The following is a 23378-nucleotide window of genomic DNA, read 5'->3' on the forward strand; positions in this document are numbered from 1 at the left end:
CCTCGTTCCGATCTCTGCCTCATTCGGCATTCGAAAATTCGGCATTCGTCATTTCCTCTCTTCGACCTTCAGCCGCATCCCGCCCTTCGGCCGCAGCGTGATCAGCGGATCGGGCACGACCTCGAAGCCTGGAGCCGGGCGGAAGCGCAGCTGCTTCAAGAACACCACGGTCATGACCACCAGCTCCTGCAGGGCGAACTGGTTGCCGATGCAGGTGCGTGGGCCGGCGCCGAAGGGCATGTAGATCTCCGGTGCTGGGCGGCGCTCGGGCAGGAAACGGTCGGGGTCGAACTTGAGCGGCTCGTCCCACCACTGCTCGCTGCGGTGGAAGTGGATGATCGGGATGATCAGATTCGTGCCGCGGCGGATGTGGTAGCCGCCGAGATCATCCTCCTTCACGCAGCAGCGGCCTACCGACCAGATGGTTGGGTAGAGGCGCAGGGATTCCTCAATCACCCGCTTGGTGTAGGGGAAGGCGGCGAGATTGCCGGTTTCGAGGGCGTCGCCCGCGGCGTCGATCTCTTCCAACAGCTTGGCCTCGATCTCCGGTTGCTTGGAGACCAGGTGGAGGAGCCAGGTCATGGCGTTGGCGGTGGTCTCATGGCCTGCCACATACATGGTCATGACCTCGTCGCGGAGCTGGGTATTGCTCATGCCCTTGCCGGTTTCCTCGTCGCAGGCAGAGAGGAACATCGAGAGCAAGTCATCGTGGTCCTCGCCACCCTTGCGGCGGCGCTCGATGATACCGTGGACGGTGGCATCCAGCGCGGCCCGGGCACCATACTCGACCTTGGTGAAGGGCGTGGGGAAACTGCGCGGCAGGAAGAAGCGCCAGGGCTGCGACAGCATCTTGAGCGCGGTCTCATTCAGCGTGGCGATGTGGCGGCCAACCTCACCGGCGCTGGCATCCACGTCCGTGCTGAACATCGCCCGCGAGATGATCTCCAGCGTGAGCTGGGAAAAGAGCGGCGCGATATCGAGCTCGCCTTGCTGCGAGTTGAGACGGTTGGCGTAGGCCCGCGAGCGCTCGACCATCATGGCGAAGATCGCGTCCAGTCGGCGGCGGTGGAAGGCGGGCTGGGTCAGCTTGCGCTGGCCGCGCCAGAACTCGCCGGAGCTGGTGACCAGTCCATTGCCCATTAGGATCCGGAGCACCACGTAGGAGCGGCTCTTCTCCAAGTAGTGGTTGTATCGCTCCGCCAGGACTTGGCGGGCGAGTTCCGGGTTTGCGACCACGGTGACTCCGCCGAGGCGTGAGCTGATCGTGAAGAGATCGCCGTATTCCTTGGTCCACTGGGGAATCCACTTGATGGGATTCTCGCGCATGTAACGGGCAGGCCCCATCAACCAGTGACGGGGCTCGGTGACTTGAGGAGCGAGCGTGATCATTTGACCGGAGTGATGGTGAAGTGATAAGGGCGGGGCTTGGCGGCCTGGCGTTGGAGTTCGACCAGAAGATCGTCTTGCTTGGTGATCTCCTTGGGGATGGCGTCGCCTTGCACAGCGAGGAGTTCACCCTGGAGGCGTTTTGCTTCGCTGAGCTTGTCACGCGCATCCACGAGCTCTTTCACCACGCAGGACTGGGCGTCCCAAGGGCCGCCGGGGAACCAGCCGCTGCCGGTCTTGGAGGCGATGTTCACGCCGCGGCTCAGGCTCTCCGCATTTTCCTTGCCCACGTCACGGCCATCGACGGTGATCTGGTATTCCCCCGCGGGAAGATTTTTCACCGCGAGCTGATAGCGGTTGATGCCCTCGGGGATCGAGATCCAGCGATACTGCAGGCCGGTGAAGGGGCCGAAGTTGACGGGCAGTCCCTGATCGAGGCGCGTGAAGGACAGGCCTCCGTCCTTTGCTTCGATCGCGGAGACCGCGCAGCCTTGGGTCTCCGCCTTAAGCGCGCCTGGATCCAGCGTCGCTGAAGAAACATCTTCCGGTGCTCCGAGGCCCTTGATCATCGCATAGGCCATCGCCATCTGGCCGAGATCTTCGAGATGGATGCCATCCTTCACGTGCATCTTCACTTGGTCCTCGGGCTTGGCCTTGCTGTTGTGATCCAGCACGCGACGCTGCACCTCGCGCATGCCGCGCTGGAGATCGATCGTTTCCGCGCCGAGCGAATTGGCGAGTGCGAGGCCCTCATCGGTCATCGTCTGCAGGTAGCCTTTCTCGGCGGTATCGGGCCCCTCCGCAGTGATGGCGGGTGAGCAGATGATTGGACGGACCTTCTTCTCCTTACAGCGCGCGATGATCGTGCGGATGCCGTCGAGGTAGAGCTTCTTGTGCTCGTCGTCGGCCTTGGTGCCCCAGCCGATGTCGTTGATGCCGAAGGCCACGGTGACCACCGTCGCGCCCTTGGCGAAGACATCGCGCTCCAGGCGTTGCAGGCAGCCATTGGCGGTGTCGCCGCCTTGGCCGGCATTCACGAAGCGGACCTTGCGATCGGGGTAGCGCATCAGCGTGTAATGCTCCACGACCTTGGTATAGCCGCGGGCGGCGGTGATGCTGTCACCGAGGAAGGCGAGGGTGTCGCCATCGCGCAGCGCGTATTCGGCGTGGGCGAGGCTGACGGTGGCGAGGAGAAGTAGCAGGGATCTCATGGCAAAAGTCCGTGAACGAGGAATTCGATGGTGGAGTGCTCGAAGCTGGCTTCGTCGAGCGCGGCGAGTCCGGGGTCGAGAGGTCGCTGGAGATTGGCCCAGGTGATCGATTGGATCATGAGGGCGGCCGTGCTGGCGGGATCGGCGGGGGAGCGGAATTGTCCGGCGGCTGCCCGCAGGCGGATGTAGTGGACCAATTGCTCCAACAGCTTGTTGCGCAGCCCCATGACGAAGACCTCCGCAAGGCCGGGAAACTCCATTGCCGAGCGTGTGAGCAGGAGCAGGCCGCGGCGGTGCTGGCGGATCAGCGCATACTGCTCGCTCAGGACACCTGCCAACTCCGCGGCGGGATCCTTCGCGCGCTTTTTCTCCAGCGCCGCGGCTAGGCAGGGCCACTCGGTTTCATCGAAGACCTTCTTCAGGTAGGCCATCGTCGCGCCCGGGGCGGGGGTGGCCACGGGGATTTCGAGCTGGTCGAGCCATGAGGCATCCGCGCTTGAGCCGTAGCGGATCACCAGATCGAAGAGCGCCTCCTTGCTCCCTACGTAAAGATATACGGTGCCGACCGCCACCTTCATGGCCTTCGCCACGTCCGCCATCTGGGAGCGCTCGAAGCCTTGGCGGCAGAAGACTTGCAGGCCCGCCTCGGCGAGCTCGCGCAGGCGCTTCCCGGAAATATCGGCCTTGAGCACGGGCATGGCGGGAAGTTGACTGAATGAGTCATTCAGTCAACGTGGATTCGCGACACCCCCCATGGAATATTCCTGCGGTGCCCAAGTCGGCACCTAGCGCTTGCCCCGATAGCTTCCTTCAGACCGAACCCATGGCTCAGGCTTATGGTTTTGGCTTCGAAGCGCCTCCAGCGCTTCGTCAGTCGGAGTCGGCATCAGGGCTGCGATCTCCCGCAGGGCGACCGCCATGGATTCACAGCGCACGAGATAGGTGACGACCTTGCTTTTTTTGTCGCCCGATCTGGAGATGCTCAGTTGAACGTTCCGGCCGTTTTCGTCGGTGGTTTCGTAGGCCAGCGCCAAGGTCTTGTCGTCGAGCTTGATTACCACCGGGAGGGTGGGCATCTCCCATCGGAAGCGCGATTCGTCCTTGGAATCGGCGTGGCGAAACAGGAGCGACCAGACCTTGGTGCCCTTCGGCAGCTTGTTTACGCCCGCACCGTCCGATTGATCTTCCCTCAAGATCAGGGCGTCGAACCCGAGCGCATTCTCCGCGCATACCACCTCGCGCTTCTCGGAGGCGGTCTCTTGGGCGGAGGCAAGAGATGCCGAGATCAGGAGCAAGGCGGACAGGGAGAGAGTGCGGAAGGTCATGGGATCTTCCTGCCGATAGCAGGTTTGTTAGCTCCGCTCAACGGCCGTCGAAGGAATCCGGCGGCATTTTTCCAAATCCCTGCTATGTTGCTCTATGGCCGGGACTCTCGTTCGAGTGCTCACTGCGGTTCCGCTCTGCGACGGCCATGACAGCGCGATCACGGCGATTAACCTTGAGCTGATCCGCCAAGGGATCGAGGTCGTCTATCTGGGTTTCCATCGTGCGGTAGGGGAGATCGTTCGTGCTGCGGTGCAGGAGGATGTCGCTGCCGTGGGCATCTCCAGCTACAATGGCGGGCACATCGAATTCTTCCGCGAAGTGGCGGCGGGTCTGCGGGATGCGGGGCGACCGGAGATTGGTCTCTTCGGCGGTGGCGGCGGCACCATCACTCCTAGCGATGCCGCCCGGATGCATGAAGAAGGAACCGATCGGATCTTCCTTCCTGGCGCGACCTTTGACGAGATGACGGCCTACATCCGCAGCCGCTTTGCGCGGACGGTGGCAGCACCACCAATCGAGGTCTCGTCCGCCGATCCGCTGGTGCTCGCCCGCCGTATCACCTGCCTGGAAGAAGGCGTGGACCCAGGCCGCGAGCCTCCACCGCGGGGTGAAGCACCGGTGCTCGGCATCACCGGTCCCGGCGGGGCAGGCAAGACTACCTTGATCGATGAACTGGTGCGCCAATACCTTGAGAGATTTCCGCGCCACCGCGTTGCCATCCTCTCGCACGATCCCAGCACCATGATGGCGGGCGCACTCTTGGGGGACCGGGCCACGATGGTCTATGCTCAGGACGACCGGGTCTTCCTGCGCAGCATGGCGACTCGTGGGCGGCAGGGTGGGCTATCTCCCGCCAGCGAACCGGCCTTGGCATGGCTGGCTAGCGCGGAGAGCGGCTTTGATCTGATCATCGTCGAGACCGTGGGCATCGGCCAAGAAGCGCTGCCTTTCCCGGCGGGGATGGTTGATCTGCGCCTGCTGGTGATGAACACAGACTACGGCGCGCGCTTGCAATTGCAGAAGATCCTGATGCTGGAGGCTGCCGAGATCGTGGTCGCCAACAAACACGACCGTCCGGGCAGTGCCACCGCAGTGGCGGAGATCGGGCGCTATCTCGCGACCTTTGCTCCCGGCAAGCCGCTGCTACCGACCGTCGCCAGTCGCCATGCGGATCCCGGCGTCGCGCGGCTGCTTGAATTCATTCCTTCATCGCGCCCATGAACGACTTGGCTGAAATCGCGAATGCCGTGCGCCGCTTCAACGCGACGGTGGAGGATCGCGTGGCCGAGGCTCGGCGCGATCCCGCTGCTGGAGAAGTCCTGCTCGCCCGCTGGCGCGAAATCCAAGCGCGTATTCCCCACGCCGAGACGCCCACGGGCCTCTCCTTGCCGCGCCTCTCCTTGCCGGAGCTCGACGAACCCGGGGCGATCGCCCGCTTCCTCCATGGCGAGGGGCTGCCCGGCGAGTTTCCCTTTCTCTCTTCCGCCTATCCCGAACTCTACTTGGATCCGCTTGATGCTGGCGGCCAAGCCGATGTGGCCGAGAGAGCGGAGGAGCCGACGCGGCTCTTTGCAGGACTCGGTCTCGCGGAGGATACCAATGAGCGCTTCCACCTGCTCGTCCACAACCAGCGCTCGCACCGCATGAGCACCGCCTTCGACGGGCCCACTCTCTATGGCATGGATAGCGATGAGCCGGGAGTCTTCGGTAAAATCGGAGAGGGCGGCGTGGCGATCGACACGGTGGAGGACATGGAGAAGCTCTACGCGGGCTTCGATCTCACTGCTCCCACGACCTCGGTCTCGATGACCATCAACGGCCCTGCTCCAGCGATCCTGGCAATGTTCGTGGCGGCGGCCAAGCGGCGCTTCGGTCCCGATGCCGCAGCGCTCCTGCGCGGAACCGTGCAGGCGGATATCCTCAAGGAGGTGCAGGCGCAGAACGAGGTGCTGTTCCCGGTGGGAGACTCGCTGCGCTTCCTGTTGGACATGTGCGTGCATTGCGTCGAACGCATGCCGAAGTGGTATCCGGTCTCGATCAGCGGCTATCACATTTCCCAAGCCGGGGCCACGCCGGTGCAGCAGGCCGCCTTCACCTTGTCGAATGGCTTCGCCTATGTGGCGATGCTGCGCGAGCGTGGTCTGGCGGTGGATGACTTCGCGCCGCGGTTGTCCTTCTTCCTGGACTGCTCGCTGGATGTCGAATTCCTCGCGCTGGCCCGCGTCTGCCGGAAGCTGTGGGCGATTGGCATGCGCGATGTGTTCGGCGCCTCGGGCCGTGCACAGCTCTTCAAGCTCCACACCCAGACCAGCGGCCGCTCGCTGGTCTCCGCAGAGTACAAGAACAACCTGACTCGCACCGCGATCGAGCTGCTGCTGGCCTGCATGAACGCCACCAACTCTTGCCACAGCAACAGTGCGGACGAGCCCTTCACCACGCCGGGTGAAGAATATGCCCGGCTGGCCTCGCACGCGCAGTCGATCCTGTTAGAGGAAAGCGGGCTCTTCCGCCACACCATGAATCTACTCGCCGGTTCACCGGGGATGAAGCAGGTCGAGCGCGTGGTAGAAGACGCCGTCCTCGCCGAGTTCGAAACCATCGCCGGCCTCGGCGGAGTGCTCGAAGCGATGGAGCAGCGTTACCAGCGTTCCTGCATCCAGTCCGCGAGCTACCGCTACGAGCGCCAGATCCTTGATGGCACCCGTCCGGTGATCGGGGTGAACCGTTACTGTGGCGATGCCGCCCCGCCGGAGCCGCGGCTGGTGAGGATTCCCGAGGAGCGGAAGCGCGAGCAGGCGGCACGGCTGGGAGCCTTCAAGGATCGCAACCGCCATAGTGCCCCGGCTGCGCTTGAACGCCTCGCCCGGGTTGTGCGCGAGGGAGGGAATGTTTTCACGGAACTCCTGCAGACGGTGGAGTGTTGCTCGCTCGGCCAGATTACCCGCGCGCTTCAGGATGCCGTGGGTAAGTTTCGGCCTCTGGTCTGAGGGAGTTTCAGGCTCCCAGCACCTTCACCTTGCCCCCGAGGTCGCGCTCGAAGGCGTGCAGCCGTTTGCCATCCGCGTCGATGAGTTGGACGGTGATCTTCTGCTCGTCCACGTGGATGTGATTGAAACCGAAGATCTGCTTGGAATAGCCGCGCGCAGAAGCGGTAGTCTCGTAGGTGGTGGCACCGCCGCCGCCACTGACCAGGAAGCTGGGTTGGTAGTCCTGCACCTGGAGGTGCTGCAGGTTGTGATCGTGGCCGGAGAGGTAGAGTGAGATCGCGTTGGTTTTCAGCAGCGGTCCCCAGTTCTTGATCAGGCCTTGGTTGTCCTTGCGCTTGGTGTCGTCGGAGAACATCGGGAAGTGGGTGACCACCCAGGTCCACTTGGCTTTGTTCTCCTTCTTGAGCTCCTCATCGAGCCAACGCTTCTGGCCGAGCTTCTCCTGTGGGGTCATTGCGCCTTCGGCGAAATTGCCGTCGAGGTAGATGATCTTAACCAATGGTGTCACAGGATTCGGGAACTCCACCGCAAACCACTTGGCGGGCATCTTCCAGCGCGAGTTGGGATTTTTCTTCGCGTAGTCGAGCTGCATGTCTGCCTTCACGCGGCCTTGCTTGGAATCATACTGCGGGCCGTAGTCGTGATTGCCCAGGCAGGCGTAGAAGGGGCAATCGAGATGCTGCTTGGAATACATCTGCTCAAAGTGCGGCCCGAAGCGCGCTTCATCCAGCATCCCATAGAAATTGTCGCCCAGCGCGAGGACCGAGCTCAGCGGGGCATCGAGCGTGCCGGCGAATTGGTTCATCTGCGCGGCGACCTTCTTTTGCGCCTCCTTGCCGGTGCCGTAGTCGCCTACCGCCAGGAAGTGCAGGCCCTTCTTGCTGAAGCTGGTTTGTGGCTCGGCGGCATGTAGGCGGCTCTGCCAGCCTGCGCTGAGCAGGCCGGTGCTGAAGATGAGCCCGGATTTGAGTGCGTCGCGGCGGGTCATCGAGGAACGAGGAGTATTCATCGGCCTCAAGAATACGGCGTGGAAAGTGGGAATATTGCCGCGATCCCGTCACCTTGCATGGGCGGAGGCAGAAGTCTTGCAGTTGTGCCGCATCGCAGGGACCTTGCGGGCGTGCTTGCTTATTGGGCTGCCTTTTTCGCGCTGGTGCTGTTTCTCCTCGGCTTGGGCGCGGGTATCGGTGCGTGGAAGCGCAGGCGGGGAATGCGTCGGGTCATCGGATTGATTGGCGGCGTCCTTTTCGCCATCGGCGCCGGCAGTTTTGCCGGGACTGGCGCGGTTTCACTGTATGAGATGCCCGGCGATGTGGAGTGGCCCGTAGGGAACTCCGCCCAGATCATCCGCCTGGCCGATGGCCGGCAATTGGCCTTCCACGAGCCATCGGGAAGGATTCAACTCTACGATGCCAGCGGTCACTTCAGCCGTGGCTGGAGCATTGTCGGCGGCGGCCTTTTCGAGGCCCGCCTGATCGACGCGGAAACCCTGGAGATTTGGGCCTCGCGCGGAGCCAAGCGTTTCCTCCTGAATCCCGATGGTGTTCTAACGGATGCAGGCACCTATGCTCCCCAGTCCTACGAGGATTTCCATGGAGAAGGCCAGAAGGGCTCACTGCCCACCCCATGGCCGCTGATGGTTCTCACCCATCCAATGATTGCCTGGGCTTTCGGCTTCGGCGGGCTCCTGATGCTCGGCTTGAGCGACCCCAAGAAACGGAAGGCTTGGTATCGGCGGAAGACAGATGCCCCGGATCTGACCTGAGGTCATCTCACCACTCGATCCCCACGCCCTCTTCCGGAATCAGGATTTTCTCGCTGATGCCGAGGCGGTCCGCCTCCATCAAGAGTCGCTCGACCGGTTCCCCGATCGGCTCGTTGCCCAGCGGGAAGGTGCCGTAGTGCATCGGGATCAGGACCTTCGCTCCCAGCTCGGCGAAGGCCCGGACCGCCTCCTCCGGGTTCATGTGGACGTCCCGGCCGCTCGGCGCGTCGTAGGCCCCGATCGGCATCAACGCGACATCGATATTCTGGTGGCGGCGGCCGATTTCGGCGAAGCCGTCGAACCAAGCACTGTCGCCGCAGTGGAAAACATTCTTCCCGCCGGACTCGATGATGTAGCCGCCGTAGTCGCGGTGGGTGTCATGAATGTAGCGGGCGCCCCAGTGATGGCTGGGGGTGTGGATCACGTTGAGGTTGTTGTACTCAATGTTCTCCCAGACCTTGATCTCGTGCACGGCGGGAAAGCCGAGGCGGCGGACCAGGCTGGCGCTGCCCTGCGGGACCACGATTCCGCCACGAGAGCGCAGGACCTTGAGGCTGGGCTTGTGGAGGTGATCGAAGTGCGCGTGGCTGACCAGTACCAAGTCCAGCTCGGGGATTGCCTTTAGCGGCAGACCCGGCTCACGCAAGCGCTTCACGAAGCCATGCCACTTCGCCCAGTTGGGATCGACGATCACCGAGTGATCCGAGAACTGGAGCAGGAAGGACGCATGGCCGATCCATGTCACCCGCACGCAGCCGTTGTCCGGCATTGTCAGCACGGGCTCCTGTTCGGCACCGCCGCGCTTTTGGAAAATCCCGGGGACGATGCGGTGCCGGAAGAACTTGTAGTTGCGCCCCGGCCAACCCTTTTGAGGGAGGATTCCCGAATAGTGGGCCGTGATCTTGCCCGACTTCAGATATGGATTTTTCCGGAGCATCGACGGCCGCAAACTAGCGTGGATACCGGTTCACGCGACCGCTTCTTGATAGGATTGTGCGATCCGCTCCGCCCAGCGTTTGGCGCGCTCGCCGAAGCTGAAGCCATCATCCGCGTAAAGCACTCCGCGCGAGACATTGATGACGTCCGGTGCGCTGCGGGCGGCGGCGGCTAGATCCGCAAGATCCCCGCCCTGCGCACCCAGTCCGGGCACCAGCAGCGGAGCATCCGGAATTTTGCTGAGGACCCCCCCGGCATTCGTCAGGCCCACGACGTAGCCGACATCGGTCGCCATCCCGGCGGCGCGTTCGCCCAGAGCGGTGACGAGTTCGAAAACGGAGCGTCCGTCGGCCAAGGTCTGGCGCTGGAAGTCAGCTGAGCCGGCATTCGAGGTCACGGCCAGCAGGTAGATGCCCTTACCCTCCCAGCCGAGGAAGGGCTCGATCGAGTCGTAGCCGAGGAAGGGATTCAGCGTTACCGCATCCACCTTCCAGTGGGCGAAGTAACTATGCGCATAGTACTTCTGGGTCTCGCCGATGTCGCTGCGCTTGGCGTCGAGAATCACCGGGACCTCGGAGGGCATCGCGCCAAGCAGGTTCTCGAGGATCTCGATTCCCCGCAGGCCCATCGCCTCGAAGTAGGCCATGTTTGGCTTGAAGGCGGCCGCGTGCTCCCAGGTCTCGTCGACGACTTGCTTGAGGAAATCCGGCACGGCTTCGATCCCGCCCGCGCCGGGCCGGGGGTCGAGGCCAACACAAAGACGGGAACCGGTGGCGGCGATTCGCGCCGAAAGGCGTTCGCGGTAGCGCATGGGGGTATTTTAGCAGGTGGGGGAAGCGGGGCAAGAGCAACGCTGCAAGGCGATTCGCTCCGGGATGCCGCTTGATCGGCCCAACCCGTGCGGAATGACCGTAGGATCGCTGAAATGCAACGGCGGTGGCGGACGGGACGGGGCTGCAAGCCTCGTTCCGCAGGGAAAGAGCCCGTGGCACATCGCTTGCGAAGAGTGACGCGGCAAATCTGCCAGCAAATCCATGAAAACGATTCCAAAAGACAGCCAGGACCGCGCGGACGCCCGCAATGAAGACCCGATCACCGGGGAGCCCGGCAGCCATCCGGTAGGGGTGGGAGTCGGCACCGCGGGCGGAGCCACGGCCGGAGCAGCGATCGGCGCGGTGGGAGGTCCTGTGGGTGCCGTCGTCGGCGCGGTGGTGGGGGGTATCGCCGGGGCCGCCGCCGGCAAGGCGGGAGCCGAGGCGGTCAATCCCACTGAGGAAGCCAGCTATTGGCGTGAAAACCACGCCCGCCAGGAGTGGGCGGATCCGGAATACAGCTACGACGATTACGATCCCGCCTACCGGGCCGGTTACGAGGGGGCTGCGAGCCGCGGCACCACTTGGGAAGATGCTGAACCCCATCTCGCCCGCGAATGGGACCAAACGAAGGGCGGATCCCGCCTGACTTGGGAGAAGGCGAAGCACGCCGTGCGTGCGGGTTGGCACCGTGTGGAACGCCGCCTTCCCGGTGACGCGGATGGCGACGGCAGGTGAGAAATCAATCGTCCCACGCTTGCGGCAGGTCAGGTTTTCCACTTGGCCTGCCGTGCTTGCGATGACAGCGAATGATACTGGCGCATTAAAAGATCCCGGCGCAATATGAACAATGAGCAAGGGCCGCGACCACCTCTGGACCATCGGAATCACCGCAGCGGCGACAGCGGCGCTGACCATCATTGTCCGGAACTTCATATCCGGGGAGGAAAAGATCACCCACCGCATCGCTCAGCGCTATGGGATTTCCGACCCGCAGTTCGAGCGAGCGATGAGCCAGTTGCTCGGGCCGCCGATTCTTTCCGGAAACGCGGTCAAGCCCCTGCAGAATGGCCGCGAGATATTCCCTGCCATGCTCGCCGCAATCGCGGAGGCCGAGCGAAGCATTACCTTTGAAACCTTCATCTACTGGGAGGGAGAGATCGCCGACCGCTTTGCGGATGCGCTGGCGGCCAAAGCCCGGCAGGGCGTCAAGGTGCACGTGCTGATCGATGGCGTGGGCTGTGATTGCGTTAATGGCGAGGCGCTGCGGCGGATGACTCGTGCGGGCGTGGAGTTGGAACTCTATCATACCGCGAATCTCGCCCGGACCAATGAACGTACGCACCGCAAGCTGCTGGTGATCGATGGCCGGCTGGGCTTCACGGGCGGCGTGGGTATTGCCGACAATTGGGACGGCGATGCTGAGGATCCTGAACACTTCCGCGACACCCAGTACCGGGTTGAGGGCCCCGTGGTCGCCCAGATGCAAGCGGCCTTCCTGGACAATTGGATGAAGACGCGTGCCGTGGTGCTGCATGGGGAGGACTATTTCCCGGAGCTGCATGAGGCCGGTGAGCTGCGCTGCCAGATGTTCAAGAGTTCCCCGATGGAGGGTAGCGAGAGCGCTCGCTTGATGTACCTGCTGTCGATCGCCGCTGCCGAGAAAAACATCAAGATCGGCAATGCCTATTTCCTGCCCGACGATCTGACTACCCAAACCCTGCTGGAAGCCGTCGAGCGCGGCGTGAGCGTGGAGGTGCTGCTTCCCGGGCGGACCATCGATTCCAAGTCGGTTCGGCTGGCGGCACGGCAACGGTTGGGCCGCCTGCTGGAGGGAGGGGTGAAAGTATACGAATTCGAACCCACGATGTACCACTGCAAGTGCATGATGATCGATGATCTCTGGACCTCCGTGGGATCGGCGAACTTCGACAACCGTTCGTTCCGGATCAACGACGAGGCGAACCTGAATGTCATCGATGAGGAATTCACGCGGCGCGAAGTGGAGGTCTTCAGTTGCGACGTTGCGCGCGCAGGGGAGTTCACCTATGACGATTGGCAGAACCGTTCGCTTGGCGAGAAGCTTGTCGGCGGAACTGCCGCGCTGCTGCGGTCGCAACTTTGACGTTTAGAGCCGTTTCTCAAGAGTTCCGGCGCGAATTCCAGTTACACCCCGGTTCTGCCATGTTAGACCATGGCTGCACTGATGGACATGGAACCAAGCATCGCGCTGATCGCCGACGGCAGATTGATCCTGGCCCGCATGGATGGCCAATCGAAGCGGCACGATTGCGAGTTCGCGGCGGAAATCGAGCGGCGCGAGCAGCGCTCGGCGGAGAAGAATTCCTGGCTGCAGGGTGAGGAAGGTGCCGGCGGCATGAATCCCTTTGGGCGCTCCTCGGTCTGGGGCCGGCGCTCGATGGCGGGTCCCTCCTTGCGGCCGCAGATTGTTGCCGTGGAGGGAGGCGAGCGCCCCGGGTCCATGGTCTATGCTCTGTGGACCGGCGTGGTGGGTGCGGTGCTGGAGTATGATTTCGAGGAAGGCTACGAGCGCCGCGTCTTCCATCGCGAGCGCTTTCATGCCTCCGAGTTCGACCGCCATCCGGACGATGGCCGCTTGGTCTGCCGCTTCGGCGAGCCGATGTCGTCGAGTCTCGCCGTGCTAGATGCGGATGGCCGCAATGCCCGCGCGGTCACTGAAGGTGACTCGATCGATGCGGCACCGAGCTGGGTGCCCGGAGGAGAGGCGGTGGTCTATCATTCCGCGGGTCTATCTCGCGATCCGAATGGCGCGGTGCGCGGCCTCGGGCCGAGTTCGATCCACCGCATCGATTTGAAGTCCGGCGAGCTGGAGACTTTGGTGGAGTATCCGGAAAAGGATCTGCTCTCGCCTCGCGCCGATGTGGCGGGGAACCTGTACTATATCCGTCGTAATTATGAGGGGCCGCACGGTGTCCGCCCGCCGCTGTGGGTGACTTTGAAGGATGCGGTCCTTTTTCCATTCCGGATCATCCGGGCGATGGTCGATTTCTTCCAGATCTTCTCGATGATGGTCAGCAAGAAGCCTCTGACCAGCGCAGGCGGGCCGAAGGCTCAGGGCCCGGAGCCGGTGCGCATGTGGATCTACGGCCGGATGATCGATGTCCAGAAAGCCTCCGCGGCGAATGGCCCGGATGGTGCGCTGGCTCCCGCGGACTGGGAGCTCGTGAAGCGTTCTCCGGATGGCACGGAGACGGTAATGGCGAAGCACGTGCTGGCCTACGACATCGCCAAGGACGGCCGGATCGCATGGAGCGACGGCAAGAACCTTCACCTCGTCGAGAACGGCGCGAAGAAGAAGCTGCTCTCCGAGCCGCTTATCGATGCCGTGAAGTGGCTGGAGCCGCTCGATGTGCAGGCTTGAGATGAGCGGCTTTGAAGGCCGCTTTTGTCACCACAGGGTGCGCCGACTTTAGTCGGCACGGGTGATGTATGCGCTTGCCGACCGGTGAGGCCGACTAAAGTCGGTGCACCCAGTGTCCTAGCCGCGAAATCTCCCGTCACAAAATCCCGTCCCTCCTTCAATGTTTTGAAGGAGGCCCCCTCTGCCCGTTCGCGATTTACGCACCCTTTACCAAAGAAAGGTCTGGCGGCGGTGTCTTCCCTTATGGACGCGGGGCAATCCAGCTTCGCGGATGACTCTGAGACGCCATGAAACTGAGAATTCTGCCATGTGCGGCGAGCCTGCTCTTCGCCGCCCGTTTCCTCCTCGCCGAGCCCTTGCCCTCTCCGGCGCTTGCCGAAGTCACGAAGGATGCCCCGCCTGCCCAAGCGGTGGTGGAGGCATCTCCCGCTCCTGCTCCTGCCCCTGCCCCTGCCAAAGTGGATCCGGCTCCGCCAGCGACCGCCTCCGCCACCGTGGAAGCCAAACCTGCCGATCCCGCGAAGCCGAGCGATACGGCAAGCACGGCCCAGGCAAAGCCGACCGATACTCCCAAGCCCGCCGATCTTCCTCCGCCGAAGCCCTTGGGCGATCCCGTGAAGAAGGGCCTCGCTTGGTTGGTCTCGAAACAAAACTCCGATGGCGGCTGGGGCCAAGGCGGCGGCTGGCGGATCAATGTGCAGAACCAAGGTGAAGGCAACGGCAGGGTCGAGGGCGACAACGTGCCCGACCCCTCGGACATCGGCAACACCGCCATTGCCCTGCAGGCCTTCCTCCGTGCCGGAGCGAAACTCGATACCGGAGAGTATGCGGACAACGCCAGGAAGGCCGCCGAGTTCATCCTGAAGCGGGTCGAAGCGGCGGACAGCGACAGCCTCTACGTGACCGATGTCCGCGACACCCAGCTTCAATCGAAGATCGGCCGCTATGTGGACACCTTCCTCGCGGCGCAGATCCTCTCCGATCTCAAGGGGCGCTTCCCGAACGCTTCTGATGAGGATCGCCGGGCCAAGCTGCTCGACAAGGTGGTGGCGAAGATCCAGAAGCACCAGCAGGAGAATGGAGCCTTCGCGGGCAACAGCGGCTGGGCCTCCACCCTCTCGCAGGGGATGTGCAGTGGTGCCCTGAATTCGGCCTGGGCCGCAGGCGCGAAGGTGGATCTCGCGGCGCTGGACAAGGACCATCGCCAGAACGCCGAGGGCTTGGACCGCGCGACTGGAGCTGTGTCCGGTAGCGCCGGTGTGGCGGATGCAGGCGTGGAGATCTATCGCTATGCCTCGAAGCTCGGCGGCATGTCGAAGTTTGCTGCGAACAATGTTTCGCGTCGTGGTGAGTTGGAGAAGGCCGCCAACGCGCCGGAAGCCACACCGCAGCAAAGAGACGAGGCCAAGCAGGAGATCGCGAAGCTCGACCGCTCCGATGCGGACCAGAAGGTCCTGCTTCAGCAGGTCGCCGGCCGAGCCTCTGAGGCCGGCTTTGTGAGCGGCTTTGGCAACAACGGCGGCGAGGAGTTCATCAGCTACATGAACATCGGCGAGGCTCTCCGCAACAAAGGCGGCGACGAGTGGACCAAGTGGGACAAGTCGATGACCACCACGGTCAATGGTGCTCAGAATGCCGACGGTTCCTGGGCTGGGCAGCACTGCATCACCGGGCGGACCTTTTGCACCGCGAGTGCCTTGATGGTGTTGATGACCGACCGGGCTCCTGCCCCGGTGACTCCGCCGGTCGCGAAGAACGGGGAAGAAGAGAAGAAGCCCGCACCGTGAATCGCGCCGCATTCCTCCGTCTGCTGGTGGCTGCCCCCTTGGCGGGGTGGCCGCCGCTTCGCGCGGGCGGATCGCAGCTCTCTCCGCGCAGTCGCGCGATTCAGTGGCTCGTCTCGATGCAGTCCGCAGACGGCGCGTGGCGCTCCTCCACCTACGGAGCCTTTCGGGATGGCCGGGCCCTTACTCCGCTGGTGCTGCGGGCCTTGGCGGGAGATGCCGAGGCGGCCGAAGTCTGCCGGAAAGCAGCGGAATGGATCACTGGGCAAGGAGCGGCCATCCTTGAAGAGTATCCCGTTCATCATGCTGCCGCGATTCTGGAGGCTGCCCCCCTTTGTCCCGGCTTGGCAGTTCCGGCGGTGTTCGCGCGGCGCAAGCTGCAGGAACTCCAGTGCCCACGTACCGGCGGCTGGTCCTACTCGACTGTGGCACCGCCTGCGACCGGTGAGCTGGCACCGATGCAGCAGGCGAATCTTGCCGCCACCACGATGGCTGTCGATGGCTTGAAGTCGGCCAAGCTGGAGGATGCCGCCCTGTTCTCCTGTGCCTTGGCCTTCGTGAAATCCTGCCAGAACTTCGGAATCGGAGAGACCACCTTCGATGACGGCGGATTCTTCCAGATGCCCGACGACCCCGCCCGCAACAAGGCCGGCCAAGCCGGCAAAGACAACCGCGGGGTCATGTGCTATCTTTCCTACGCCAGTGCCACCGCCGATGGCCTGCGGGCGATACTGCACTGCGGGGAGTCAGCGGATTCGCCACGGGTGAAGGCCGCGGTGAAGTGGCTGGAGAAATTCCGCTGGGGCGCAGTGGGTGGCAAGAATGCGCCCGCGGATTTGTGCTACTATACAGCTCGTAGTTTGAAGGTGACGAGCAAGCTTTGTCCGGCGGTGAAGTCTGTTCCTGAAGATGCCTTGGTCGCCGCGCGTGAAGAAGACGGGTCTTGGAAGAATCGCGCAGGGGAGATGCGCGAAGACTGTCCGATCGTGGCCACTGCTCTGGCGGTGGAAGCTCTGCCTGCTTGATGTAGGCGCGTTCGTGAGAACGCGGAAGCCACGGAAAGGTGGCTCCTTTCTTCCGTGGCAATGAGCGCCTTCATGGACCGTGCCGCGTTGTCACCAACGCGCCTACGGGAAAAGCTACCTCCTCAAATCCAGCGTCACCGGGAACTCCATCGTCGGATCCTCCATTGGCACCTCCGTGTAAGTCACCGCCGGTCCACCCGCGCGGTCCTCCACGCGATGATACCCAAACCCACCGGTAGAGGCAGGCTCCATCACGCCGGACGTATGCCCATGCTGCCAGAAGCGGTTCACCCTTCGCGACTCCGCCTCATACGCATTCACCGGGAAGCTGTCGTAGCTCCGGCCGCCGGGATGAACGACATGATACACGCAGCCACCCAGCGAGCGCCGGTTCCAGATGTCCATCACGTCGAAGGTCAGTGGCGTGTGCACGCCGATCGTCGGATGCATCGCGGACCACGGATCCCAAGCCTTGTAGCGCACGCCCGCAACAAACTCGCCCCGCCGCCCGGTCGCCTGCAGTGGAATCCGGCGACCATTGCAGACCAGCACATGGCGGCCTTCCACCATGTTGCGGATTTTCACCTGCACGCGTTCCACCGAGGAATCCACATAGCGCGCCGTGCCCTGCGAGCCACTCTCTTCGCCTAGCACATGCCAGGGCTCCAGCGCCGCGCGGATCTCCAGATCCACGCCATCGTGGCAGACGCGCCCATAGACCGGGAAGCGGAACTCATGGAAGGGCTCCAGCCATGAGGCCTCAAAGGGGATGCCCGAAAGCTTCAGATCTGCCGCCACATCGATGAGGTCCTGCCGGACGAAGTGCGGCAGCATGAAGCGGTCGTGCAACTCGGTGCCCCAGCGGACCAGCTTCTTGTGATAAGGCTCGTTCCAGAACTTCGCGACCAGTGAGCGGACCAAAAGCATCTGCACCAGTGACATTCGCGCATGCGGCGGCATCTCAAAGGCCCGCAGCTCCAGGATGCCCAGTCGGCCGCTGGCAGCACCGGGAGCGTAGAGCTTATCGATGCAGAATTCCGCCCGGTGCGTGTTGCCCGTCAGGTCGGTTAGCATGTTCCGCAGAATGCGATCCACCATCCACGGCGGATCGCCGCTTTCGGGAAGCTGTTCGAAGGCGATCTCCAGTTCGAAAAGGCGATCGTCACGGCCTTCATCGGCCCGCGGGGCTTGGCTGGTAGGGCCCAGGAAAAGCCCTGAGAAAAGGTAGGAAAGGCCCGGGTGGTGCTGCCAGTAGGTGATCAGACTGCGCAGCAGGCCCGGCTTGCGCAAGAAGGGGCTGCGCTCCGGGGTCGCGCCGCCGAGCGTCACGTGATTGCCGCCACCGGTGCCGGTATGGCGGCCATCCAGCATGAACTTCTCCGTGCCCAAGCGTGATTGCTTTGCGGCTTCGTAGAGCGTGGTGGTGTTCTCGACGAGGTCGCGCCAGTTCGTCACTGGGTGGACGTTCACCTCGATCACCCCGGGATCGGGCGTGACCTTGATGCGGTCCACTCGCTTGTCCCACGGCATCTCGTAGCCCTCGATGACGACCGGCAGCTTGAGCCGCGCGGCAACGTTCTCCACCGCTTCCAACAAAAGGATGTAATGCTCCAGATGCGTGACCGGCGGGAAGAAAACGTGGAGCTTGCCATTCCGCGGCTCGAAGCAGAGCGCGGTTTGGGTGAGTGGCTTGCCGGAATCCGCGGGTTCCGGAGAATCCGGGGTGAAGGGCGTGCTGGCCTGCAGGGTGCGGCCGGCCGGCAGCAGCGCGCCGTGTGCAGGGAGCGCCTTGACCGGCTCCAGCGGCGAGGCTTCTAACAGGGCCTGCTTGGTCCGTGCTTCCTCATCGACCTTCGGCAGCGAATCGAGCGGTAGGCGGAAGCCCATCGGCGAACCGCCGGGGGTCAGCGACATCCGGCCGCGGCGGAAGGTCCACAGCGCGCTTTGCCAAATCTCTTTCTCCGCATCCCACTCCACCGGCAGGGCAAAGCCAGTCGGCTTCGAGAGCCCGCGGTCTAGTAAGTTCGCCAAGTAGCGGCGCTCCAGCGGGTCATCCAGATCCGCCGAGTAGGGATCGACATTCAGTGGCAGGGTGCTTTCCCGCCAGGCATAGTAGAAGGCATCCTCGAAGCCCGCGATCAGGTGGCCCTGCTGGCAGGAGAGCTCGTCCGTGACCATGGTGGCGAAACGCCGCGCGTCCTCAATGCCGTGGCCGGGATTGGAATTCGGGTCCGCCAGCAGGCGCTCGTCCTTCCACAGCGGCTCGCCGTCCTTGCGCCAGACCACCGTGTAGGCCCAGCGCGGCAGTGGCTCGCCGGGGTACCACTTGCCCTCCCCATAGTGCAGTAGGCCGCCGGGGCCGAAGACATTCTTCAGGCGATTCAGGAGATTCAGCGCCAGCTTGCGCTTGGCCGGGCTATCCGCGGAAATGTTCCACTCCGCGCCTTCCATGTCGTCGATTGAGACGAAGGTCGGCTCACCGCCCATCGTCAGCGCGACATCACCGGCGTCTAACAGCTCGTCCACTTTTGCGCCCAGGGCATCGATGGCGTCCCACTCGGTATCCGAATAGGGCTTGGTCACCCGCGGGTCCTCATGGACGCGGGTCACCACGTTCGCCCAGATGAACTCGCTCTCGCAGGGATCGACTCCGCCGACCACTGGCGCGGCGCTGGCCGGCTCCGGCGTGCAGGAGAGGGGAATGTGGCCTTCTCCTGCAAAGAGGCCCGAAGTCGCATCAAGCCCAACCCAGCCGGCACCCGGGATGAAAACCTCTGCCCAAGCGTGCAGGTCAGTCACGTCTTCCGTGACGCCAGCGGGCCCTTCGAGCGGCTTCTCGTCCGGTGTGAGCTGCACCGAGTAGCCGGAGACGAAACGCGCCGCGAGTCCTAGGTGACGCAGTGCCTGCACCAGCAGGTAGGCGAAGTCGCGGCAGGAGCCCTTGCCGACCTCGAAGGTCTGCTCGCAGCTCTGCACCCCGGCCTCCAGGCGGATCACGTAGCCGAGCGCCTGGTTGATCCGCGAGTTTACATCGACCAGGAAGTCGATAGTGCGACGCTTCTCCCGGGAGATGCCCTCCAGCCATTGCATTAGGCGCGGGCCGCTCTCCCGGATCTTCAGGTAGGGCGAGAGTTCGTGGGCGAGGTTTGGTGGGTATTGGAAGGGGAATTCTTCCGCGTATTCCTCTAGGAAGAAATCGAAGGGGTTGATGACGGTCATGTCCGCCACTAGGTCGACCACGATCTTCAGGTGGCGGGTCTTCTCCGGAAAAACCACCCGGGCGTTCCAGTTGCCGAAGGGGTCCTGCTGCCAATTCAGGAAGTGGTTCGCGGGCTCAATCGTAAGCGAGTAGGCGAGTATCGGCGTGCGCGAGTGGACACAGGGGCGGAGCCGGATCACGTGCGGCGACAGGTTGACCTCGCGGTCGTAACGATACTCGGTGAGGTGATGAAGGCCGACGCGAATTGCCATGGGGTGGATGCCCATGTAGCGCCCGCCATGCCAAATCATGCAAGGACCGATGCATGACCCTTCCGCCTCTAGAAGGCCGGGGTATCTTGCGAGGCGGGGCAAGATGCTGAGAATCAGTCGGATCGGCTGGGAGTGAAGGACAAATACGCAAAAAGGCCGCGCGACCTGAAGTCGCGCGGCCCGGAAGTTCGCCCTTGGATCAAGGTGCCGCGGTCACATTCACGCGCAGGAAGCCGTGGCCCGCCAAGCCCTCGGAGGCATCCAGCTTGAAGGTGTGGTACTCCCAGTCCGTGCCAGCCAGCGAAGGCAGGCCGGGCGCGGTGTCCGAGACGGAGAGGTGGGACACGGCGGAGTCGAAGCCAGCCAGCCCTAGCGAGCCTTCGACCCGATAGACGACCCCGGCTACCGTGGCGGTCTGGGCGTTGCCCGTTCCGGTGCTGAAGGTCGCACCATCCCGGACCGCGATGGTCAAGGTCAGCTCCTTGCCGGCTGGCGCGGACGCATCCTGGAGGGAGCTTGCCTGCTTGCCTTGGTCGGCACCGCTCTTCGGATCACCGTTGAGCGCGAACTCCAGCAGGTTGCTGGTGCCATCCTTGTCCGGATCGGCGGTGGCGAGTGCATCGGGGCCGGTCAGCCCATTGGCGGATGCCCACGAATCGTAATTCGAAGCTGTGGCCAGTTGGGTAACCTTGATCAGGCCGTCACCGGTGATCGACGGCGAGGTGAAGTCCGCCCCGATGGCGTCAGGTCCGCCCCAGGTTCCCACTGCGGCAGGCACGCCGCCGATGGTCAGGGTCTTCACCGTGTCGATATCCGCGGTGAGGAGATCAAGCGTGGCACCGCCGGCAATCTTCACGTTGGAGTCGTCGGCCAGCGTGGCGTAGTGCAGCCGGAGCGTGCCCTCCGCGACCGTGGTGTCGCCGGTGTAGTTGGTCTCGAACCCGCTCAGGTCGAGCACGCCCGCGCCGAGCTTGGTCAGGCCGCCATCAACGGCGGCGTCGCCAGGGATTTCCGAGTGCTTCAGCTCTTGGTTGATGGCCACGTCCTTGCCATTGGTGTCGATCACCGCGCCGCCATTGCGGACATTCGCGCGGGTCAGGCCCTGCATGACGTTGGTGAAGCTGTTGTTCAGCTTCAGGGTGCCACCGTTGAAGTTGACGGTGGAAGTCCCCCCGGGAGCGGTGGTGGTGCCCACGCGGCTGAGCAGCAGGGTGCCGCCGTTCAGGTTGAGCGTCGCATTGTCCGCCGCGGTGGTAGCCATGAGGATGCCGTAGAAAATGCCGCCGATGGCGCTTCCGCCGGTGCTGTTGGTGGCGTTCACAGTGCCTCCATTGATCGTCAGGGTGCCGGTGCTGCCCTGCTCCGCGATTACCATGTTGCGGGAGACGCCTGCTCCGCCGCTGGCGTTGAAGGTCCCGCCATTGATCACATACTCGCCGGTGGTGGCGGCGGTGCGGCCGATCACGGAGTAAGAACCGCTGTTCACCGTTCCTCCGGTCTGGAGGAAGGTGCCTTCGTGCACGTAGAAGTTCTGGTTCGCCGCGATGGTCAGCGAGCCCGAGGGTATGGTTAGGGTACCGGTGCCAAGCTTGTTGAACTGGCCGATGGCGGAGGTGCCGGTGAGGCTGAGATTGCCAGCTCCCACGATGTTCAGCGTCTGGTTGCCGGTGATGTTTCCACCGTAGCTATAGGTGCCCGTGGTATTCAGGGCCAGGATGCCACCGCTGGAGACGATGCCGCCGGTAAAGGTCTGGGTGGTGAGGTCCACCGTGAGGGTATTCGCACCGACCTTGGCCAGGGTGATATTGGTTCCGAGATTGGTGACGGTGCCGATGTTCGTGGTCAGGACCGTGTCCGCGCCGCCGCTATCAACGGCGACACGTGAGCCCGGCGCGAAAACCGCCGCGCCCATCAAGGTCAGGAAATCGGCATCGCTTACATTGGCCGCGCCGAGACGCGCCCCGTAACCGGCTCCGCTTGCGACCGAGACCTTGGCGGGGTTCGGAATCGCAGTCATTACGTTTGCGACCAGGTTACCACCTTGGATGACGGTATCGCCCGTGTAGTCGTTCACGCCGCCGAGTCCCAGGACGCCTGCACCCTGCTTGGTCAGACCGCCGGTGCCGGTGCCCGCGGTCAGATTGGTGCTGATGGTGTCGAAGAAGCCATTGGTATCCACGATCGCGCCGCCCGCATTGATGACCGGGTTGAGCCCGCCGGTGAAGAGATTCGCACTGCCGGCCGTCGAGCGCAGGGTTCCACCATCGAAGTTGAAGGTGGCATTGCCCGCCCCCTTGTTGATGGCGACGCCGTTGATGTTGAAAGTTCCGCCCGCCAGCAGGTTGATGGTGCCGGTTTGGGCTGCCACGTTGGTGAGCTTGATCACGCCGGCGCTGGCGTGGGTGTAGCTGCCGGTCCCGGAGATCGTCAGAATCCCGGTCGAAGCGGTGGTCTGGGCTCCGTTGTAACCGGGGCCGACATAGAGTGCTCCCGCATTCACGGTGACGCTGCCCGAGGTGATGTTCATGGTGCCGGTGACAGGGCCGGTGCCAAGGAAGAGGGCGAGGCTCCCTGTGCCGAGGACCAGCGATCCACCTTGAACATTGATTGTGCCGCTGACGCCATCCCCCGCACCGACGTTGTCACTGCTGGTGGTGACGGTTCCGCCCGTGAGATTCAGCGTGGCCGGGCTGCTGCCTGCCCCATTGCCGACGATGAACTTTTTGATCGCGAAGGAAGGCGAAGAGAGATTCACGGTGGAGCTGGAGACGGTGAAATTCTTGCCCGTGCCCGCGTAGGTGCCGCTGAGGTTCAGGGTGCCAGTGCCGGCGGTCGTGACTGCGCCCGTGATCGCGGTGATCGCCGAGGAGATCGTGGTGCTGGTGCCGTTGGCAACCGTGATGATATTGTTGGTGGCGTTGTTGAAAGTCAGGCTGCCACCTCCCACCATGTAGCTGGTGGTTTGGAAGCTGAGATCGTTCGCGGAGATACCCCCGGCAGCGATGGTCACGGCACCGCCGGCACCGCCGAAGACAGCATCGTTGTCGGTGCCCGTGGCGGGCCATGCGCTGTTGGTGCCGGCCGTAGCGGCGCTGTCCCAATTAGGGGTCGTGGCGGCATCCCAAGTGCCGGCACCGCCATCGGCATCGGCGGTGGTGTCGGTGCCGTCCCAGTAGAGCGGAGCGGCGGAGACGGGGAGACTGAAGAGGGCGGTGGTTGAGGCTAAGGCTAGGAGAGCTTGGCGCGGGGTCATGGATTTGATGGGTACGGTT

Annotated in this window: 17 protein-coding genes; 8 read left to right on the top strand and 9 right to left on the bottom strand. The window is 63.5% G+C overall.

The annotated features are described in order from the left end of the window. Nucleotides 1–48: 48 nt before the first annotated feature. From BV071_RS23635 to BV071_RS23650, 4 genes are all read right to left on the bottom strand, one after another. Entirely contained in the window at nucleotides 49–1389 is a 1341-nt protein-coding gene (locus tag BV071_RS23635; protein WP_052573799.1) for a cytochrome P450, read from the bottom strand. Next, the gene (locus BV071_RS23640) at nucleotides 1386–2597 is read right to left on the bottom strand and encodes an SGNH/GDSL hydrolase family protein (protein WP_035612370.1); all 1212 of its coding nucleotides are present in this window, start codon (nucleotides 2595–2597) and stop codon (nucleotides 1386–1388) included. The genes BV071_RS23635 and BV071_RS23640 overlap by 4 nt, the downstream gene beginning before the upstream one ends. Next, nucleotides 2594–3295 carry a TetR/AcrR family transcriptional regulator gene (locus tag BV071_RS23645; RefSeq protein ID WP_035612371.1) on the bottom strand — a complete coding sequence of 234 codons (702 nt, stop codon included), beginning with the start codon at nucleotides 3293–3295 and terminating at the stop codon, nucleotides 2594–2596. Before BV071_RS23645 ends, BV071_RS23640 begins: the two co-directional genes overlap by 4 nt. 87 nt (nucleotides 3296–3382) lie before the next feature. After that, on the bottom strand, nucleotides 3383–3922 hold the full coding sequence (locus BV071_RS23650) for a hypothetical protein (protein WP_035612373.1): 540 nt from the start codon (nucleotides 3920–3922) through the stop codon (nucleotides 3383–3385). A 94-nt stretch (nucleotides 3923–4016) separates the two neighbouring features. On the opposite strand from BV071_RS23650, the gene BV071_RS23655 reads away from it, so the two are divergent. Further along, nucleotides 4017–5144, top strand: a complete 1128-nt coding sequence (locus BV071_RS23655; RefSeq protein WP_035612375.1) for a cobalamin-dependent protein — start codon at nucleotides 4017–4019, stop codon at nucleotides 5142–5144. After that, nucleotides 5141–6910, top strand: coding sequence for a methylmalonyl-CoA mutase family protein (locus BV071_RS23660; RefSeq protein WP_052573800.1), 1770 nt, complete (start codon nucleotides 5141–5143; stop codon nucleotides 6908–6910). Before BV071_RS23655 ends, BV071_RS23660 begins: the two co-directional genes overlap by 4 nt. A 7-nt stretch (nucleotides 6911–6917) precedes the next feature. On the opposite strand, the gene BV071_RS23665 is transcribed toward BV071_RS23660, so the two are convergent. Beyond that, nucleotides 6918–7919, bottom strand: a complete 1002-nt coding sequence (locus tag BV071_RS23665; protein ID WP_081886195.1) for a metallophosphoesterase — start codon at nucleotides 7917–7919, stop codon at nucleotides 6918–6920. Nucleotides 7920–8030: 111 nt separating this feature from the next. Between BV071_RS23665 and BV071_RS23670 the strand changes: the two genes are divergently transcribed. Continuing rightward, nucleotides 8031–8675, top strand: a complete 645-nt coding sequence (locus BV071_RS23670) for a hypothetical protein (RefSeq protein ID WP_035612379.1) — start codon at nucleotides 8031–8033, stop codon at nucleotides 8673–8675. A gap of 7 nt (nucleotides 8676–8682) precedes the next feature. On the opposite strand, the gene BV071_RS23675 is transcribed toward BV071_RS23670, so the two are convergent. Continuing rightward, a complete protein-coding gene (locus BV071_RS23675) occupies nucleotides 8683–9612 on the bottom strand; it encodes an MBL fold metallo-hydrolase (RefSeq protein WP_035612380.1) in 930 nt (309 codons plus the stop codon). Nucleotides 9613–9642: 30 nt separating this feature from the next. Then, nucleotides 9643–10422 carry an orotidine-5'-phosphate decarboxylase gene (pyrF, locus tag BV071_RS23680; RefSeq protein WP_035612382.1) on the bottom strand — a complete coding sequence of 260 codons (780 nt, stop codon included), beginning with the start codon at nucleotides 10420–10422 and terminating at the stop codon, nucleotides 9643–9645. Nucleotides 10423–10645: 223 nt separating this feature from the next. On the opposite strand from pyrF, the gene BV071_RS23685 reads away from it, so the two are divergent. The 5 genes from BV071_RS23685 (at nucleotide 10646) to BV071_RS23705 (ending at nucleotide 16635) form a co-directional block, all read left to right on the top strand. Next, nucleotides 10646–11161: a hypothetical protein gene (locus BV071_RS23685; RefSeq protein ID WP_035612384.1), complete on the top strand. Its 516-nt coding sequence runs from the start codon at nucleotides 10646–10648 to the stop codon at nucleotides 11159–11161. A gap of 112 nt (nucleotides 11162–11273) precedes the next feature. Then, the gene (locus BV071_RS23690; RefSeq protein WP_035612386.1) at nucleotides 11274–12548 is read left to right on the top strand and encodes a phospholipase D-like domain-containing protein; all 1275 of its coding nucleotides are present in this window, start codon (nucleotides 11274–11276) and stop codon (nucleotides 12546–12548) included. Nucleotides 12549–12617: 69 nt separating this feature from the next. After that, nucleotides 12618–13826, top strand: coding sequence for a hypothetical protein (locus tag BV071_RS23695; RefSeq protein WP_035612388.1), 1209 nt, complete (start codon nucleotides 12618–12620; stop codon nucleotides 13824–13826). 287 nt (nucleotides 13827–14113) lie between these two features. Next, on the top strand, nucleotides 14114–15613 hold the full coding sequence (locus BV071_RS23700) for a prenyltransferase/squalene oxidase repeat-containing protein (RefSeq protein ID WP_035612390.1): 1500 nt from the start codon (nucleotides 14114–14116) through the stop codon (nucleotides 15611–15613). Continuing rightward, nucleotides 15610–16635 carry a hypothetical protein gene (locus BV071_RS23705; RefSeq protein WP_035612392.1) on the top strand — a complete coding sequence of 342 codons (1026 nt, stop codon included), beginning with the start codon at nucleotides 15610–15612 and terminating at the stop codon, nucleotides 16633–16635. The genes BV071_RS23700 and BV071_RS23705 overlap by 4 nt, the downstream gene beginning before the upstream one ends. Before the next feature lie 114 nt (nucleotides 16636–16749). On the opposite strand, the gene BV071_RS23710 is transcribed toward BV071_RS23705, so the two are convergent. Continuing rightward, nucleotides 16750–20106 (bottom strand): transglutaminase family protein, encoded by a 3357-nt coding sequence (locus BV071_RS23710; protein ID WP_035612481.1) that lies wholly within the window; start codon nucleotides 20104–20106, stop codon nucleotides 16750–16752. Between the two features lie 199 nt (nucleotides 20107–20305). Beyond that, complete coding sequence (locus BV071_RS23715; RefSeq protein ID WP_052573801.1) at nucleotides 20306–23359, bottom strand: autotransporter-associated beta strand repeat-containing protein; 3054 nt, start codon at nucleotides 23357–23359, stop codon at nucleotides 20306–20308. Nucleotides 23360–23378 lie beyond the last annotated feature (19 nt).

It is taken from the genome of Haloferula sp. BvORR071 (assembly GCF_000739615.1).
Taxonomy (GTDB): Bacteria; Verrucomicrobiota; Verrucomicrobiia; order Verrucomicrobiales; family Akkermansiaceae; genus Haloferula.

What these genes read in the sequence shown, in the direction of transcription:
- BV071_RS23635 (WP_052573799.1), bottom strand. Translation starts at nt 1,389, where the DNA reads ATGATCACGCTCGCTCCTCAAGTCACCGAGCCCCGTCACTGGTTGATG.
- BV071_RS23640 (WP_035612370.1), bottom strand. Translation starts at nt 2,597, where the DNA reads ATGAGATCCCTGCTACTTCTCCTCGCCACCGTCAGCCTCGCCCACGCC.
- BV071_RS23645 (WP_035612371.1), bottom strand. Translation starts at nt 3,295, where the DNA reads ATGCCCGTGCTCAAGGCCGATATTTCCGGGAAGCGCCTGCGCGAGCTC.
- BV071_RS23650 (WP_035612373.1), bottom strand. Translation starts at nt 3,922, where the DNA reads ATGACCTTCCGCACTCTCTCCCTGTCCGCCTTGCTCCTGATCTCGGCA.
- BV071_RS23655 (WP_035612375.1), top strand. Translation starts at nt 4,017, where the DNA reads ATGGCCGGGACTCTCGTTCGAGTGCTCACTGCGGTTCCGCTCTGCGAC.
- BV071_RS23660 (WP_052573800.1), top strand. Translation starts at nt 5,141, where the DNA reads ATGAACGACTTGGCTGAAATCGCGAATGCCGTGCGCCGCTTCAACGCG.
- BV071_RS23665 (WP_081886195.1), bottom strand. Translation starts at nt 7,919, where the DNA reads ATGAATACTCCTCGTTCCTCGATGACCCGCCGCGACGCACTCAAATCC.
- BV071_RS23675 (WP_035612380.1), bottom strand. Translation starts at nt 9,612, where the DNA reads ATGCTCCGGAAAAATCCATATCTGAAGTCGGGCAAGATCACGGCCCAC.
- pyrF (WP_035612382.1), bottom strand. Translation starts at nt 10,422, where the DNA reads ATGCGCTACCGCGAACGCCTTTCGGCGCGAATCGCCGCCACCGGTTCC.
- BV071_RS23685 (WP_035612384.1), top strand. Translation starts at nt 10,646, where the DNA reads ATGAAAACGATTCCAAAAGACAGCCAGGACCGCGCGGACGCCCGCAAT.
- BV071_RS23690 (WP_035612386.1), top strand. Translation starts at nt 11,274, where the DNA reads ATGAGCAAGGGCCGCGACCACCTCTGGACCATCGGAATCACCGCAGCG.
- BV071_RS23695 (WP_035612388.1), top strand. Translation starts at nt 12,618, where the DNA reads ATGGCTGCACTGATGGACATGGAACCAAGCATCGCGCTGATCGCCGAC.
- BV071_RS23700 (WP_035612390.1), top strand. Translation starts at nt 14,114, where the DNA reads ATGAAACTGAGAATTCTGCCATGTGCGGCGAGCCTGCTCTTCGCCGCC.
- BV071_RS23710 (WP_035612481.1), bottom strand. Translation starts at nt 20,106, where the DNA reads ATGGCAATTCGCGTCGGCCTTCATCACCTCACCGAGTATCGTTACGAC.
- BV071_RS23715 (WP_052573801.1), bottom strand. Translation starts at nt 23,359, where the DNA reads ATGACCCCGCGCCAAGCTCTCCTAGCCTTAGCCTCAACCACCGCCCTC.